Here is a 16,582-nt window from a genome sequence, read left to right as displayed (position 1 = left end):
CTTTTCAGTGTCCGACCCCCGGTCGAAGCGGGGCCGCTTTCCAGTTCCACGCTTTCGCGTTTCCCTTTCCGGCGATTCCAACCCTACCAGATTCTTTTTCCGTTCCGTTTCCGGTTCGGAATTCAATTCCGGTCGACCGTTGGAGTGGTCTTTTGCCTTTCGGCGGATCCGACTTTATCAGAGTTTCTGAGTCGGAATTTCCCGCCCCGTTCGGGCGTCCCCACAGCGCACGAGTGCGCGTGGTGCTTCCCGGTCGGGCGGAGCCGTAAACGTACTGGAGCGGGGCTCCCGATGCAAATCGGGGGCCCCGCTCCGGAGTTCTGCCCGTGGGTCAGACCTCGACCACCACGGGGAGGATCATCGGCCGGCGGCGGTAGGTGTCGGAGACCCACTTGCCCACCGAGCGCCGGACGAGCTGCTGGAGCTGGTGCGGCTCCATGACTCCGTCCTGCGCCGACCTATTGATCGCTTCCTCGATCTTCGGCACCACGGCGTTGAACGCCGAGTCGTCGATGCCGGAGCCCCGGGCCTGGATGTACGGGCCGCCCGTGATCTTGCCGGTGCTGCTGTCGACCACGACGAAGACCGAGATGATGCCCTCGTCGCCCAGGATGCGGCGGTCCTTGAGCGAGGTCTCGGTGACATCGCCGACGGAGAGGCCGTCCACGTACACGTAACCGGCCTGGACCTTGCCGACGATCCTGGCCCTGCCGTCGACGAGGTCGACGACGACGCCGTCCTCGGCGATGACGATGTGGTCCTTGGGCACGCCCGTGAGGGCGCCGAGTTCGGCGTTGGCCCTCAGGTGGCGCCATTCGCCGTGGACCGGCATCAGGTTCTTCGGCTTGCAGATGTTGTAGAAGTACAGCAGCTCGCCCGCCGAGGCGTGTCCGGAGACGTGGACCTTGGCGTTGCCCTTGTGCACGACGTTGGCGCCCCAGCGGGTGAGGCCGTTGATCACGCGGTAGACCGCGTTCTCGTTCCCCGGGATCAGGGACGACGCCAGGATCACGGTGTCGCCCTGCACGATCCGGATCTGGTGATCGCGGTTGGCCATGCGGGACAGCGCGGCCATCGGCTCGCCCTGGGATCCCGTGCAGACCAGCACGACCTCGTCGTCCGGCAGATCGTCGAGGGTCTTGACGTCGACCACCAGGCCGGCGGGAACCCTGAGGTAGCCCAGGTCACGGGCGATGCCCATGTTGCGGACCATGGAACGGCCGACGAAGGCGACCCGTCGCCCGTACTCGTGGGCCGCGTCGAGGATCTGCTGGATGCGGTGCACGTGGCTCGCGAAGCTCGCCACGATGATGCGCTTGTGGGCGTTGGCGAAGACCGTGCGCAGGACGTTGGAGATGTCCCGCTCGGGCGGTACGAAGCCGGGAACCTCGGCGTTCGTCGAATCGGAGAGCAGGAGGTCGATGCCCTCCTCGCTCAGGCGCGCGAACGCGTGCAGGTCGGTGAGCCGACCGTCCAGCGGAAGCTGGTCCATCTTGAAGTCGCCGGTCGCGACGGCCATGCCCGCGGGGGTGCGGATGGCGACCGCGAGGGCGTCCGGGATGGAGTGGTTGACGGCGATGAACTCGCAGTCGAAGACACCGATGCGCTCGCGTCGGCCCTCCTCGACCTCGAGGGTGTACGGACGGATGCGGTGTTCCTGGAGCTTCGCCTCGATCAACGCGAGAGTCAGCTTGGAACCGATGAGAGGGATGTCGGGCTTCAGGCGCAGCAGATACGGGACACCACCGATGTGGTCCTCGTGGCCGTGCGTGAGGACGATGCCCTCGACGTCGTCGAGACGGTCCCGGATCGTGGTGAAGTCCGGCAGGATCAGGTCGATGCCGGGCTGCTCCTCCTCCGGGAAGAGCACTCCGCAGTCGACGATGAGCAGACGGCCGTCGAATTCGAAGACCGTCATGTTGCGGCCGATCTCGCCGAGGCCACCGAGCGGGGTGACGCGGAGGCCACCCTTGGGGAGCTTGGGCGGAGCGCCGAGTTCAGGATGCGGATGACTCAAAAGACTCTCCTCACCACACGCGCCACGTACCGCTTGGGCACGTGGCGCGCATGTCATTCGTGCACTTGCTGTTGTCTGCGATGTCGCTCTTGCAGTTGTTCTTCTCTTATTCAGTTATGAAGTCCGTGGTTACAGCTGTACCCCACCGGCGGCGAGATCGATCTTGAGCTGTGCCGTTTCCTGGGCGCTGAGCTCCACCAGCGGGAGGCGCAGCGGGCCGGCGGGCAGGCCCTGGAGCGCCAGGGCGGCCTTGGTGGTGATCACGCCCTGGGTGCGGAACATGCCCGTGAAGACCGGCAGCAGCTTCTGGTGGATCTCCGTGGCCTTCTGGACGTCGCCGCCGAGGTACGCCTCGATGAGGGCGCGCAGCTCGGGGGTGACGACGTGGCCGACGACGGAGACGAAGCCGATGGCGCCGACCGAGAGGAGCGGCAGGTTCAGCATGTCGTCGCCCGAGTACCAGGCGAGGCCGGACCGGGTGATGGCCCAGCTCGCGCGGCCGAGGTCGCCCTTGGCGTCCTTGTTGGCGACGATACGCGGGTGCTCGGCGAGACGTACCAGGGTCTCCGTGTCGATGGGCACACCGCTGCGGCCGGGGATGTCGTAGAGCATCACCGGAAGTCCGGTGGCGTCGGCGACGGCCGTGAAGTGCCGGAAGAGGCCCTCCTGCGGCGGCTTGTTGTAGTACGGCGTCACCGCGAGGAGGCCGTGGGCGCCGGAACGCTCGGCCGTGCGGGCGAGCTCGACGCTGTGCCGCGTGTCGTTGGTACCGATGCCGGCGACGACGTGGGCCCGGTCCCCGACCGCCTCCAGTACCGCCCTGACGAGCTGGTCCTTCTCCGCGTCGCTGGTGGTCGGAGACTCACCGGTGGTGCCGTTGATGATCAGGCCGTCGTTGCCTGCGTCCACCAGATGGGTGGCGAGCCGCTGGGCACCGTCGAGGTCGAGTGCGCCGTCCGCCGTGAAAGGCGTGACCATAGCGGTGAGGACCCGCCCGAAGGGGGTCTGCGGAGTGGAGATCGGAGCCATGGGTAACACGCTACTCGTTGCTCAGTACCCGAGGACCCCTCGGGGGGACACGCGATAGGAGCCCGGCACTGCCTGCTCGGGGGTTCAAGCAGTGCCGGGTCCGTTTGATCAGCCTAGATGAACTTCACGAAACGCCGCAATATGGACACCGCCTACGGGGCGACACGTCCGTTTTTGTTGAAGGCTGCATGGGTGAGGGGCATCAGCCGGGCCCAGTGCTCCTCCATCCGCTGGCCCACCATCTCGATCTCCCGCTGCGGGAAGGACGGCACCTTGGCCAGTTCGTGCTGGGTGCGCAGACCGAGGAAGTGCATCAGCGAGCGGGCGTTGCAGGTGGCGTACATCGACGAGAACAGCCCGACCGGGAGCACCGCCCGGGCGACCTCGCGCGCCACTCCCGCGGCGAGCATCTCCTGGTACGCCTCGTACGCCTGCCGGTACGAGTCCTCCATGACGCGGCCGGTGAGCTCCTGCTGGGCCGCAGTGCCCTCGACGAACTCGTACTTCCCGGGACGGCCCTGCTGGACGAGCTTGCGGGACTCGTCCGGGACGTAGAAGACCGGCTCCAGCTGACGGTAGCGACCCGATTCCTCGTTGTACGACCAGCCCACGCGGTGACGCATGAACTCACGGAACACGAAGATCGGGGCGCTGATGAAGAAGGTCATCGAGTTGTGCTCGAACGGGCTGCCGTGGCGGTCGCGCATCAGGTAGTTGATGAGCCCCTTGGAACGCTCGGGGTCCTTGGTGACCTCTTCCAGGGACTGCTCGCCGGCCGTGGAGACACGGGCCGCGAACAGGACGTCGGCGTCGCCCGCGGAGTGTTTCACCAGGTCAACGGTGACATCGCTGCGGAAGCTGGGCTTTGCGGGTTCGGGGGTCTCGGTCACCGGCGGGGTCCTTCCAATTGCGTCGCTCGGGCGGCGCCCACTCTACGGGCCGCCACCGACAACGGGGACGGGAAGGGCCGTCGGTGGATTTCTTCGACGAATTCGGTGATTCGGGGCACCAAACGGGCCTGTTGCACGTCTGTCCTGATAGCAGCATCGGTACACGAGTTCAAGGAGAGCTTCCTCATGTTCCGCCGGCGTGAATCCGTCCCGTTCTCGTTCGTCGCCGAGTCCGAGCGATTCCGCAGCAACATCACCCCGCCCCCGCGGGAGCGCGCCAGCGTCTCCCAGCTGGCCGCGCGCTCGCTCGTCGGGCTCACGGTCGTCGCGGGTCTCGTGGGGTCGCTGGTCCTCGGGCTGCCCGCGCTGAGTCCGCAGAGCGAGACACACCCCCAGCAGACCGAGGCGTCGAACGGTCACTGAGAGCCTGCCGGGTGACCTTCGGCCGGAAGGCGGACGCGGCAGGCCGCGTCCGCCCGGTCAGTGGCCACCCGACAGGCTCCGAGGGGCTCCGCCCCCGTACAGGCCCCCTCGGGTGGTCCGGCGGGTGATCTCCTCGGTAGCCTCACCGGGCACAGCAATCGAGCGTGCTTGTGAGTGAGGATCAGTCGTGCCCCTGCCCTTCCTGACGGCCGACCGCGCGTTTGACGCGAGCGCTGAGGACGTAGCGCTGCCGTTCGACGACCACGACAACTGGCGGCGCCCGTACCGCCCCGGGCCCTGGCGGGTGGCGGGTGCGGCCGGTCTGCTGCTGCTCGCCTCGTTCGTCCTCCTCGCGGGGATGGTCATCGTGTTCGCCGGGGCGCCGACCGGGGCCGCCGTGTGTCTGGGGCTCGCCGCCGTGATCATCGTCTGCGCCCTGCGACTGCTGCGGATGGGCACCTGGGTGAGCCGGCACGGCGTGCGCCGGGTCGGGTTCCTCGCGACGGCGACGTTGCCGTGGAACAAGATCGTGGCGGTGCGCACCGTTCAGCAGCCCGTGAGGTGGCTGGGCCTCCCCCGCACGATTCAGGGGCAGGCGCTGGTCGTCGTACGACAGGACGGGGCGGAGGTTCCGCCCCTGCTCACCGACAGCAACGCGGACTTCCTGAGCCGGACCGAGGCGTTCGACCGCGCCGCCGACACCATCGAGGCATGGGGCGACGAGTACCGGCGGGACTGAGACGTACGGGAACGGCCCGGGCCCGGTGACCGAAGGCGGTCACCGGGCCCGGGCCGTTGCGCGGGACAGGTCCTCAGGCGCCGGAGGGGCTGGAGCCCGCGGTCTTCGCGCCTCCGTCGGCCCCGGGGGCCCGGGAGGGCTTCGTGCCCGGCGCGTGCAGCGCGATGGCGCGCTGCATGGCCTTGCGGGCCCTGGGGGTGTCCCTGGCGTCCTGGTAGGCGACGGCCAGACGGAACCAGCAGCGCCAGTCGTCCGGGGCGTCCTCGGTCTCCTCGCGGCGCCGGGCGAACACGGCGTCCGCCGAGTCGCGGTCGACGCGGCCGGACGGGGTCCGGACCAGTTCGTCGACCGGCAGGCCGCCCTCCGCGTCGAGTTCCGCGGCCAGCGCGTTGGCCCGTGCCACGAACTGGGTGTTCTTCCAGAGGAACCAGACCCCGATCACCGGCAGGATCAGCACCGCGACCCCGAAGGTGACCGTCAGCAGGGTGCCGTGCTCGATGAGCAGGAAGCCGCGGCTGCCGACCAGGACGAAGTAGAAGACCAGGACGGCGGCGGTGACGAAGTACGTGATCTTTGCGCGCATGACGGGTCTCAGTCAGTTCAGGTCGAGGAAGTGTTCCAGGCCGAAGGTGAGGCCCGGAGTGGTCACCACGCGGCGTGCGCCGAGCAGGATGCCCGGCATGAAGCTGTTGTGGTGCAGGGAGTCGTGCCGGATGGTGAGGGTCTCGCCCTCGCCGCCGAGCAGCACCTCCTGGTGGGCGAGGAGTCCGCGGAGCCGGATCGCGTGCACCGGGACCCCGTCGACGTCCGCGCCGCGGGCGCCGTCGAGGGCGGTGGTGGTGGCGTCCGGCTGCGCGGCACGGCCCGCCTTCCGCCGGGCCTCGGCGATCAGCTGGGCCGTGCGGGTCGCGGTCCCCGACGGGGCGTCGACCTTGTTGGGGTGGTGCAGCTCGACGACCTCGACGGACTCGAAGTAGCGGGCCGCCTGCTGGGCGAACGTCATCGTGAGGACGGCGCCGATGGAGAAGTTGGGTGCGATGAGCACCCCGGTCTCCGGGGAGCCCTCCAGCCAGGTGCGCAGCTGCGCGAGCCGTTCGTCGGTCCAGCCCGTCGTGCCGACCACGGCGTGGATGCCGTGCCGGACACAGAAGTCGAGGTTGCCCATCACCGACGCGGGGGTGGTGAGTTCGACGGCGACCTGGGCGCCGGCTTCCGCGAGGGTCTCCAGCTTGTCGCCGCGCCCCAGGGCGGCCACCAGCTCCATGTCGTCGGCGGCCTCGACGGCCCGGACGGCCTCGGATCCGATCCGGCCCTGGGCGCCGAGAACGGCAACGCGCAGCTTGCTCATGTGCTCTGCTTCCTTACGAGTAGAGGTCAGGAGACCGCTTCTTCGAGGCGGTCGGCCTGCTTGTCCTTGAGCGGGCCGATGACGGAGAGCGAGGGGCGGTGTCCGAGGACCTCGCCCGCGACCGCGCGGACGTCATCGGGAGTGACCTGTGCCATCCGGTCCAGCATGTCGTCGACCGACATCTGCTCGCCCCAGCACAGCTCGCTCTTGCCGATGCGGTTCATCAGCGCGCCGGTGTCCTCCAGGCCGAGGACCGTGGAGCCGGAGAGCTGCCCGACGGCCCGGCCGATCTCCTCGTCGCTCAGCCCCTCGGACGCTACCCGGTCCAGCTCGTCGCGGCAGATCCTGAGGACGTCGTGGACCTGGCCGGGACGGCAGCCCGCGTACACGCCGAACAGTCCGCAGTCGGCGAAGCCCGAGGTGTACGAGTAGACGCTGTAGGCGAGGCCGCGCTTCTCCCGCACCTCCTGGAAGAGGCGCGAGCTCATGCCGCCGCCGAGGGCGGTGCTGAGGACCCCGAGGGCCCAGCGGCGCTCGTCGGTGCGGGACAGGCCCGGCATGCCGAGAACGACGTGGGCCTGCTCGGTCCTGCGGTTGAGGAGTTCGACACGGCCCGCGGTGCGCAGGGTGCGGGAGCCCGCGCGCGGGGCGACCGGGGCGGCGTCCGTGCGGGACAGCGCGCCGGCCCGTTCGAACGCCTTGCGGACCTGGCGCACGACCGTGGCGTGGTCGATGTTGCCGGCCGCCGCGACGACCAGGTGGGTGGGGTCGTAGTGCTTCTTGTAGAAGCGGGCGATCCTGTTCCGGTCGAGCGCGTTGACGGTGTCGACGGTGCCGAGGACCGGGCGGCCGAGGGGGGTGTCGCCGAGCAGGGTGTGCGCGAACAGGTCGTGCACGCAGTCGCCCGGGTCGTCCTCGGTCATGGCGATCTCCTCAAGGATGACGCCGCGCTCGGCGTCGACGTCCTCGGAGGTGATCAGCGAGCCGGTCAGCATGTCGCAGACGACGTCGATGGCCAGCGGCAGGTCGGTGTCGAGGACCCGCGCGTAGTAGCAGGTGTACTCCTTCGCCGTGAAGGCGTTCATCTCGCCGCCGACCGCGTCGATCGCGGCGGAGATGTCGAGGGCACTGCGCCGGGTGGTGCCCTTGAAGAGGAGGTGTTCGAGGTAGTGCGTCGCGCCGTTCAGGGCGGGGGTCTCGTCGCGCGATCCGACGTTGGCCCAGATCCCGAAGGTGGCGGAGCGGACGGAGGGCAGGGTCTCGGTGACGACCCGCAGGCCGCCGGGCAGGACGGTGCGGCGGACCGTCCCGATGCCGTTGGTGCCCCGGAGAAGCGTTTGGGTACGGGCGACGGCCCGCGCCTTCGAGGAGGCACGGGCCGTCGTCGTGGAACTACGGGACGTCACTTGGCGGCGTCGTCCTTCTTCTCGTCTTCGTCGTCGCCCTCGACGACCGGGACCAGCGAGAGCTTGCCGCGGGAGTCGATCTCGGCGATCTCGACCTGGACCTTGGTGCCGACGCCGAGCACGTCCTCGACGTTCTCCACACGCTTGCCACCGGCGAGCTTGCGGATCTGCGAGATGTGCAGCAGGCCGTCCTTGCCGGGCATGAGGGAGACGAACGCACCGAAGGTCGTGGTCTTGACGACCGTGCCCAGGTAGCGCTCGCCGACCTCCGGCATGGTCGGGTTGGCGATCGAGTTGATCGTGGCGCGGGCGGCCTCGGCGGCCGGTCCGTCGGCGGCACCGATGTAGATGGTGCCGTCGTCCTCGATCGTGATGTCGGCGCCGGTGTCCTCCTGGATCTGGTTGATCATCTTGCCCTTGGGGCCGATGACCTCACCGATCTTGTCCACCGGGATCTTGACGGTGATGATCCGCGGCGCGTTCGGGGACATCTCGTCCGGGACGTCGATGGCCTCGTTCATCACGTCGAGGATGTGCAGGCGGGCGTCGCGGGCCTGCTTCAGCGCGGCGGCCAGGACCGAGGCGGGGATGCCGTCGAGCTTGGTGTCGAGCTGGAGCGCGGTCACGAACTGCTTGGTGCCGGCGACCTTGAAGTCCATGTCGCCGAAGGCGTCCTCCGCACCGAGGATGTCGGTGAGGGCGACGTAGTGGGTCTTGCCGTCGATCTCCTGGGAGATCAGGCCCATGGCGATACCGGCGACGGCGGCCTTGAGCGGCACACCGGCGTTCAGCAGCGACATGGTGGAGGCGCAGACCGAGCCCATGGACGTCGATCCGTTGGAGCCCAGCGCCTCGGAGACCTGGCGGATCGCGTAGGGGAACTCCTCGCGCGACGGCAGCACCGGCACGATGGCGCGCTCGGCGAGCGCGCCGTGGCCGATCTCGCGGCGCTTGGGCGAGCCCACGCGGCCGGTCTCGCCGACGGAGTACGGCGGGAAGTTGTAGTTGTGCATGTAGCGCTTGCGGGTCACCGGGGAGAGGGTGTCCAGCTGCTGCTCCATGCGGAGCATGTTGAGCGTGGTGACGCCCAGGATCTGGGTCTCGCCGCGCTCGAACAGCGCCGAGCCGTGCACCCGCGGGATGGCCTCGACCTCGGCGGCGAGCGTACGGATGTCCGTGACGCCGCGGCCGTCGATGCGGACCTTGTCCTTGATGACGCGCTCGCGGACCAGCTTCTTGGTCAGCGCGCGGTACGCGGCGGAGATCTCCTTCTCGCGGCCCTCGAAGGCCGGGAGGAGCTTCTCGGCGGCGATCTCCTTGACCCGGTCCAGCTCGGCCTCGCGGTCCTGCTTGCCCGCGATGGTGAGCGCCTGGGCCAGCTCGGAGGTCACGGCGGAGGCGAGCGCCTCGAAGACGTCGTCCTGGTAGTCCAGGAAGACCGGGAACTCTCCGGTGGGCTTGGCGGCCTTGGCGGCGAGGTCCGACTGGGCCCTGCAGAGGACCTTGATGAACGGCTTCGCGGCTTCCAGACCGGCGGCGACGACCTCCTCGGTCGGGGCCTCGGCGCCGTCCTTGACGAGCTGGATGGTCTTCTCGGTGGCCTCGGCCTCGACCATCATGATCGCGACGTCGCCGTCCTCCAGGACGCGACCGGCGACGACCATGTCGAAGACGGCGTCCTCCAGCTCGGTGTGCGTCGGGAAGGCGACCCACTGGCCCTTGATCAGGGCGACACGGGTACCGCCGACCGGGCCGGAGAAGGGCAGGCCGGCAAGCTGCGTGGAGCAGGAGGCGGCGTTGATCGCGACCACGTCGTAGAGGTGGTCGGGGTTGAGCGCCATGATCGTCTCGACGATCTGGATCTCGTTGCGCAGGCCCTTCTTGAAGGACGGGCGCAGCGGCCGGTCGATCAGGCGGCAGGTGAGGATGGCGTCCTCGGAGGGGCGGCCCTCGCGGCGGAAGAAGGAGCCGGGGATCTTGCCCGCGGCGTACTGCCGCTCCTCGACGTCCACCGTCAGGGGGAAGAAGTCGAGCTGGTCCTTGGGCTTCTTGGAAGCGGTGGTGGCCGACAGCACCATGGTGTCGTCGTCCAGGTACGCGACGGCGGAGCCGGCGGCCTGCTTGGCCAGGCGGCCCGTCTCGAAGCGGATGGTGCGGGTGCCGAAAGTGCCGTTGTCAATGACGGCCTCGGCGTAGTGGGTCTCGTTCTCCACTAGCGTTCTCTCCGATACATATCGTCTTCTCGCCCTCACGCCCGTGTGGCGGGGGGCTCTGCGGAGAAGCGCTCCTTCGACGGGCCGGTCTTCGATCGAAGCACCCGGTGAATGGTCCGGGGGCCACTACCGAGGACCGGCGGCGGGGAGTCCGCTTCTCGCTCGTCCGTGGGGTCGTTCTGCGACCAGGTTACTGAGATTCGTCCCGGCTTGGCATTCCGGTCGCGCGGGTCGACCCGTCTCGACCCGTACATGCGCATGTACGCACAACTGTACGTACAGCAAAGGGAGCGGCCCCCTCAGTGGTGGGAACCGCTCCCTTCACGACGACTTACTTGGCGCCGGCCGCACCGCGACGGATGCCGAGGCGCTCGACCAGCACACGGAAGCGCTGGATGTCCTTCTTGGCCAGGTACTGCAGCAGGCGGCGACGCTGGCCGACCAGGATCAGCAGACCACGACGGGAGTGGTGGTCGTGCTTGTGCGTCTTGAGGTGCTCGGTCAGGTCCGAGATGCGACGGGACAGCATCGCGACCTGGACCTCGGGGGAACCGGTGTCACCCTCCTTGGTGGCGAACTCGGCCATGATCTGCTTCTTCGTAGCGGCGTCGAGCGACACGCGGTACTCCTCTTCGGTGTTCGATGCGCCCGCGAGTGCCCCTGGTCATGTCCCAGGGGGGCTTCCGTTACTCGGGGGCGAGGGTCCGATGGGCGCAGCTCCCAGGATGCTCCGGGAGGGCGTACACAAACGGCCGTCACACAGCGTACCAGTCCCCGCGGACCGGGCCGGGTCCGGGCGCGGGGACGGCGGCGCCCGGACGGCCGGGGGCGGACCGCGGGCCGGTCAGCCGGCCAGGGAGCGGGCCCTCGTGAAGACGTCCAGCACCGCCAGGCAGAGCGGGACCAGGGAGAGCAGGACGACGCTCTCGGCGAGGTCGAGGAGGCGGCCCCAGAACGGCGAGAGTCCCTTGCGGGGGATGATCAGGCCGATGGCGGTGAGCAGCGCGGCCCCGGCGGCGACGGCCGCGGAGAGCCAGATCGTACGGATGTCCAGGGAACTGCGGTCCCCGTACCGGACCAGGTCGAACACCAGGTCGGTCGGCGGGTTCAGGGAGAGTCCGAGGACCAGCAGGGCGACCGCGGCGATGCCCGCCACCAGGACGCAGGCGACTTGCGCGGTGTACCGGAAGAGGCGGGCGCGCAGCAGCATCGCGAGCCCGGCGGCCAGGGCCAGGAGCTGCCCCCACACGTTGTCCGAGAAGCCGAGGACCGCGGCGCAGCCGACGACGACCGCGGCGCAGCCGCCGACGAGGCCGAGCAGCATCTCGTGGCCGCGGCGGGCCTGGGCCGCGATGCGGTCGGCGTCGACGGGGGTCCCCGGGGCGGCGGGAGTCTCCTCCGGGTCGGTGTCGGGCCCGGTGAGGCTGTCGTCGTAGCCGCCGGTGGCGGTGCGCGGCGAGGCGTATCCGATGGGCAGCCGGGCGAAACGGGCGGAGAGGCCGGGCAGGAAGGCGACGAGGCCGAGGGCGACCGGCGCGCAGACGGCGGCGGTCTCGGTGGCGGACGCCTCGGTGAGGATCGCGGCGAAGGTCGCCAGGGTGCCGACGGTGGCGAGGAACGTCGCCGCGACGAACGGGGCGTCACCGCTCGGGGTGAGGGCGACCAGCGTGACGGAGGCGATCAGGACCGCCACGCAGCCGAGCAGGAACTGCAGTCTGCCGGGCCCCTGGCCGGTATCGGGTCCGATGATGCCGGAGCCCGCGATGAGCACCAGCGGCAGGGCGCCGAGTCCGAGGGCGACGGCGGTGGCCCGGTCTCCGTAGACCCGGGCGCGCACCCCGGCGTACGCGGTCAGCAGGAGTCCCGCCGAGCCGGCGACGATGCCGGGCAGGCTGTGCATGTCGTGCCGGACCGGGTCGGCGAACCAGAGCACGAAGCCCATCAGGACGAGCAGGAGGACCCCGCCGACCAGGCCGGCGCCGCGCAGCAGGTCGTCGCTCCACAGATGGCGGTCGCGGGTGACGGCGGAGGCGACGGCGTCGGAGACGTCGTCGAAGACGGCGGGCGGCAGGGACTGCGCGAAGGGCCGCAGGCTCAGGAGTTCGCCGTCCAGGACCTGCTGGGCGGCGAGGGTGCGCGCGCCGTCGAGGACCGTGCCGTCGCGGCGGACGAGGTGGTACCCGGTGGGTGTGCCGGTCGCCTGGCTCTGGCCGGTGAGGCGGAGGATCTCCGGGTAGACGTCGGCGACGGCGATGTCCTCCGGCAGCGCCACGTCGATCCGGCTGTCGGGTGCCACGACAGTCACCCGGCAGAAGCCCGTCGCTGCGGTCGAACTCACGTGTCTGGTCCCCCTGATTCGCGGTTGCGCACGATGCGCGCGCCACCCTACCGGGAGGGGTGCGGATGGTCTGCAAGTAGGATCGCCGTCTCGCGGAGCGACGTCCGCGGACAGAAGAAGCCACGGGGGCTTCGGTGCACATCCGGCCGGCCTTCCGCCCGTCCGTACCGAAGGATTGATGTTTCGGTGAGCCAGATCGTCGTGAAACGACCTCCGCGCGCCCTGCCGCCGGAAGTCCCCATGGACGAGTTGACGTTGGAGTCGCCTCCCGAGCTGCCGCGAGGGCAGCAGGAGGGCATGCTGATGCAGATCCTGCCGGTGCTCGGCATGGGGTCGTCGGTGGTCTTCTTCTTCTCGCCGCAGGCCCCTCCGTTCATGCGGATCATGGGTGTGCTGATGCTCGTCTCGACGGTGGGCATGGTGGTCGCGCAACTGGTCCGCCATCGTCGGGGTACGCAGGGGCAAATGGCAGATGTCCGGCGCGACTACCTCAAATACCTGGCGCAGACGCGTCGTGCGGTGCGCCGGACGGCCCGCGCGCAGCGGGACGCCCAGTTGTATCTGCAGCCCGCCCCGGAGCAGTTGTGGTCACTGGTGGCCGAGGGCAGCCGGGTGTGGGAACGGCGCGTCGGCGACAACGACTTCGGACAGGTGCGGGTCGGTCTGGGTGTGCAGCAGCTGGCCACCCCGCTGGTCGCGCCGGACACCGCTCCGGTGGACGAGCTGGAGCCGATGTGCGCGGGGGCGATGCAGCAGTTCCTGGCCGTGCACGGATCGTTGGACGGACTGCCGATGGCCGTGTCGGTCCGGGCGTTCTACCACGTGACGGTCTCCGGCCGGCCGGAGACGGCGCAGTCCGCGGCGCGGGCGCTGGTCGCGCAGTTGGTGACGCTGCACTCCGCCGAGGACCTGGTGGTCGCCGTGGTGGCGGCGCCGGGTGCGGTGGAGCGCTGGGAGTGGACGAAGTGGCTGCCGCACCTCCAGGTGCCGGGGCAGATCGACGGGGCGGGTACGAAGCGGCTGTTCGGGGACGATCTGGGTGAGCTGGAGCGGTTGTTGGCGGGCCGGCTGGAGGGACGTCCGCGGTTCGGCCGGGACAGCCAGCCGCTGCTGGACCAGCCGCACATCGTGGTCGTGCTGGACGGCGGGCTGGTGCCGCCGGACTCGTTGTTCGCGGCGGCCGAGGGCCTGCAGGGGGTGACGATCGTCGAGGTGGTGCCGGGCGAGCTCGACGAGCCGCGCGGCGGGCTGTCGGTGGTGGTCCGGCCGGGGCTGCTGCGGTTGGAGTCGGGCGCGGGGATGGTGTACGAGGGGGTGCCGGACGGGATCTCGCTGCCCGCGGCCGAGGCACTGGCCAGGCAGCTGGCGCCGCTGCGGATGGGCGGGGGCGACGGCGACGAACCGCTGCTGGCCAACCTGGACTTCACGGATCTGCTCAATCTGGGTGACGCGGACTCGGTCGACGTGGCGCGGACCTGGCGTCCCCGGTCCGTCGCCGAGCGGCTGCGGGTGCCGATCGGGATCGGCGAGGACGGCCAGCCGGTGATGCTGGACCTGAAGGAGGCCGCGCAGGAGGGCATGGGGCCGCACGGGCTGTGTGTCGGCGCGACGGGTTCCGGCAAGTCGGAGCTGCTGCGGACGCTGGTGCTGGGGCTCGCGGTCACGCACTCCTCGGAGACGCTGAACTTCGTGCTCGCGGACTTCAAGGGTGGTGCGACGTTCGCCGGGATGTCGCAGATGCCGCACGTGGCGGCCGTCATCACCAACCTGGCGGACGACCTGACGCTGGTCGACCGCATGGGGGACGCGATCCGCGGCGAGCTGCAGCGCCGTCAGGAACTGCTGCGGTCGGCGGGCAACTACGCCAACATCCACGACTACGAGAAGGCGCGGGCGGCGGGCGCGGCGCTGGAGCCGCTGGCCTCGCTGGTGCTGGTCATCGACGAGTTCTCCGAACTCCTCACGGCCAAGCCCGACTTCATCGACATGTTCATCCAGATCGGGCGCATCGGGCGTTCGCTGGGTGTGCATCTGCTGCTCGCCTCGCAGCGTCTGGAGGAGGGCCGTCTGCGCGGTCTGGACACGTATCTGTCGTACCGGATCGGTCTGCGGACGTTCTCGGCGGCGGAGTCGCGGACGGCGTTGGGGGTGCCGGACGCGTACCACCTGCCGTCGGTGCCGGGTTCCGGTTATCTGAAGTTCGGCACGGACGAGATGACCCGGTTCAAGGCGGCGTACGTGTCGGGGACGTATCGCACGGGCGGTCCCGACCTGTCGGTGGGGGCGCTGGCGATCGAGCGGCGGGCCGCGGTGTTCAGCGCGCTTCCGGTGCCGGTGGTGTACGCGGCCCCGGACCCGGCGCATGTGGTGGCGGCCCGGACGAGCGCGGAGGACGACGCGCTCGCGGACACGGTGCTCGATGTGATCGTGCGCCGGCTGGAGGGGCAGGGGGTGCCCGCGCACCAGGTGTGGCTGCCGCCGCTGGACCGGGCTCCCGCGCTGGACCAGTTGCTGCCGGGGCTCGCGCCGACCGCGGAGCGCGGGTTCACGGCGACGGAGTACACGCGTCCGGGCGGGCTGACCGTGCCGCTCGGTCTGATCGACAAGCCCTTCGAGCAGCGGCGCGAGGTGCTGTACACGGACTTCTCCGGTGCGGCGGGCCACATGCTGGTGGTCGGCGGCCCGCAGTCCGGGAAGTCGACGCTGGCGCGCACGCTCATCTCGTCGTTCGCCCTCACCCACACCCCGCGCGAGGTGCAGTTCTACGGTCTGGACTTCGGTGGTGGCGGTCTGGTCTCGCTGGCGGAGCTGCCGCATGTCGGCGGCATGGCGTCCCGGCTGGACCCGGAGCGGGTGCGGCGTACGGTCTCCGAGGTCGCTGGTGTGCTGAACCGTCGCGAGGAGTTCTTCCGCGCCCACTCCATCGACTCGATCACCACCTACCGGCGCAAGCGCGCGCTGGGGGAGCTGCCCGGCGAGGCCTGGGGCGATGTCTTCCTGATCGTCGACGGCTGGGGGGCCTTCCGGTCCGAGTACGAGATGCTGGAGCAGGTGGTCACCGACATCGCCTCGCGCGGCCTCGGCTACGGCATCCACGTCGTGGTCACGGCCGCCCGCTACATGGAGGTGCGGGCGGCGCTGAAGGACCAGATCCTCGGCAGGCTGGAGCTGCGGCTCGGTGACGTCATGGACTCCGAGTTCGACCGGAAGGTGGCGGCCAACGTGCCCCCGGGGGTTCCCGGGCGCGGGCAGGTGCCGCAGAAGCTGCACTTCATGGGCGCGCTGCCGCGCATCGACTCCTCCGGCGACGGCTCGGACCTCTCCGAGGGCACTGCCGCGTTCGTCTCGACGGTGAAGGCGAACTGGGCGGGTCCCGCCGCGCCGGCCGTGCGGCTGTTGCCGCGCAAGCTGCCGGCCGATCATCTGCCGAAGGGCTTCGAGTTCCCGCAGCACGGCATCGCCATCGGCATCGACGAGGCCGCCCTGGAGCCGGTGTTCGTCGACTTCGAGACCGATCCGTTCTTCCTGGTCTTCGGGGAGAGCGAGTCGGGGAAGACCAACCTGCTGCGGCTGATCACTCAGCAGATCGCGCAGCGCTACTCTCCCGACGAGGCGAAACTCGTCGTCGGCGACTACCGGCGGGGGCTGCTGGGCGCGCTGCCGGAGAGCCATCTGCTGGAGTACGCGCCGATGGCGAGCTCGATGCAGATGCACATGGAGGCGCTGGCCGGGGTGTTCGCGCGCCGGCAGCCGCCGACGGACGTCACGCCGCAGCAGTTGCGCGACCGCAGCTGGTGGAGTGGTCCGCAGATCTTCATCGTCGTCGACGACTACGACCTGGTGGCGACGAGCTCGGGCAACCCGCTGGCCCCGCTGGCGGAGTACCTGCCGTTCGCCCGGGACACCGGGGTCCGCTTCATCATCGCGCGCAACTCGGCAGGGGCGTCCCGGGCGATGTACGAGGGGTTCATGCAGCGCATCAAGGAGCTGGGCGCGCAGGGTGTGGTGCTGTCCGGCGATCCCGGCGAGGGCGACCTGATCGGTTCGGTGCGCGGTCACGCGATGCCCCCGGGGCGCGGCTACTTCGCGTCGCGGCGCCGGGGGAACCCGCTGGTGCAGATCGGACGGCTGCCGGAGCAGCGCTGACGGGGCGGGGTCCGGGGCGAACACCCGGACCTG

At 70.0% G+C, this 16,582-nt stretch carries 12 protein-coding genes; 3 read left to right on the top strand and 9 right to left on the bottom strand.

Annotated elements, in window-relative coordinates:
• Window positions 1-331 precede the first annotated feature (331 nt).
• The 3 genes from ACF1CT_RS33885 to thyX all read right to left on the bottom strand — a co-directional run bounded on the left by ACF1CT_RS33885 (window position 332) and on the right by thyX (window position 3,936).
• Window positions 332-2,017, bottom strand: coding sequence for a ribonuclease J (locus ACF1CT_RS33885; protein WP_391787860.1), 1,686 nt, complete (start codon window positions 2,015-2,017; stop codon window positions 332-334).
• 129 nt (window positions 2,018-2,146) lie between these two features.
• Complete coding sequence (gene dapA / locus ACF1CT_RS33880; protein WP_391787859.1) at window positions 2,147-3,046, bottom strand: 4-hydroxy-tetrahydrodipicolinate synthase; 900 nt, start codon at window positions 3,044-3,046, stop codon at window positions 2,147-2,149.
• Between the two features lie 152 nt (window positions 3,047-3,198).
• The gene (thyX, locus tag ACF1CT_RS33875; protein ID WP_391787858.1) at window positions 3,199-3,936 is read right to left on the bottom strand and encodes an FAD-dependent thymidylate synthase; all 738 of its coding nucleotides are present in this window, start codon (window positions 3,934-3,936) and stop codon (window positions 3,199-3,201) included.
• Between the two features lie 186 nt (window positions 3,937-4,122).
• On the opposite strand from thyX, the gene ACF1CT_RS33870 reads away from it, so the two are divergent.
• Together ACF1CT_RS33870 and ACF1CT_RS33865 are read left to right on the top strand one after the other, a co-directional pair.
• A complete protein-coding gene (locus tag ACF1CT_RS33870) occupies window positions 4,123-4,359 on the top strand; it encodes a hypothetical protein (RefSeq protein ID WP_391787857.1) in 237 nt (78 codons plus the stop codon).
• 187 nt (window positions 4,360-4,546) lie between these two features.
• Window positions 4,547-5,098 carry a hypothetical protein gene (locus ACF1CT_RS33865; protein ID WP_391787856.1) on the top strand — a complete coding sequence of 184 codons (552 nt, stop codon included), beginning with the start codon at window positions 4,547-4,549 and terminating at the stop codon, window positions 5,096-5,098.
• Window positions 5,099-5,171: 73 nt separating this feature from the next.
• Here the strand turns inward: ACF1CT_RS33865 and ACF1CT_RS33860 are convergent, their stop codons facing one another.
• The 6 genes from ACF1CT_RS33860 to eccD form a co-directional block, all read right to left on the bottom strand.
• Window positions 5,172-5,681, bottom strand: coding sequence for a hypothetical protein (locus ACF1CT_RS33860; protein WP_391787855.1), 510 nt, complete (start codon window positions 5,679-5,681; stop codon window positions 5,172-5,174).
• Window positions 5,682-5,693: 12 nt separating this feature from the next.
• Entirely contained in the window at window positions 5,694-6,446 is a 753-nt protein-coding gene (dapB, locus tag ACF1CT_RS33855) for a 4-hydroxy-tetrahydrodipicolinate reductase (RefSeq protein WP_391787854.1), read from the bottom strand.
• A 26-nt stretch (window positions 6,447-6,472) separates the two neighbouring features.
• Entirely contained in the window at window positions 6,473-7,852 is a 1,380-nt protein-coding gene (locus ACF1CT_RS33850) for a M16 family metallopeptidase (protein WP_391787853.1), read from the bottom strand.
• On the bottom strand, window positions 7,849-10,065 hold the full coding sequence (locus tag ACF1CT_RS33845; RefSeq protein ID WP_391787852.1) for a polyribonucleotide nucleotidyltransferase: 2,217 nt from the start codon (window positions 10,063-10,065) through the stop codon (window positions 7,849-7,851). Before ACF1CT_RS33845 ends, ACF1CT_RS33850 begins: the two co-directional genes overlap by 4 nt.
• A gap of 331 nt (window positions 10,066-10,396) precedes the next feature.
• The gene (gene rpsO, locus ACF1CT_RS33840) at window positions 10,397-10,684 is read right to left on the bottom strand and encodes a 30S ribosomal protein S15 (protein ID WP_376245714.1); all 288 of its coding nucleotides are present in this window, start codon (window positions 10,682-10,684) and stop codon (window positions 10,397-10,399) included.
• 225 nt (window positions 10,685-10,909) lie between these two features.
• A complete protein-coding gene (eccD, locus tag ACF1CT_RS33835) occupies window positions 10,910-12,403 on the bottom strand; it encodes a type VII secretion integral membrane protein EccD (RefSeq protein WP_391787851.1) in 1,494 nt (497 codons plus the stop codon).
• Window positions 12,404-12,589: 186 nt separating this feature from the next.
• On the opposite strand from eccD, the gene eccCa reads away from it, so the two are divergent.
• Window positions 12,590-16,549 carry a type VII secretion protein EccCa gene (gene eccCa / locus ACF1CT_RS33830; RefSeq protein WP_391787850.1) on the top strand — a complete coding sequence of 1,320 codons (3,960 nt, stop codon included), beginning with the start codon at window positions 12,590-12,592 and terminating at the stop codon, window positions 16,547-16,549.
• The last annotated feature ends 33 nt before the right edge of the window (window positions 16,550-16,582 follow it).

The organism is Streptomyces sp. NPDC014734, from assembly GCF_043083325.1.
In the GTDB taxonomy this organism is placed as follows: Bacteria; Actinomycetota; Actinomycetes; order Streptomycetales; family Streptomycetaceae; genus Streptomyces.
The sequence above is the reverse complement of the archived record's forward strand: the minus strand, read 5'-3'. Positions and strand labels throughout refer to the sequence as shown.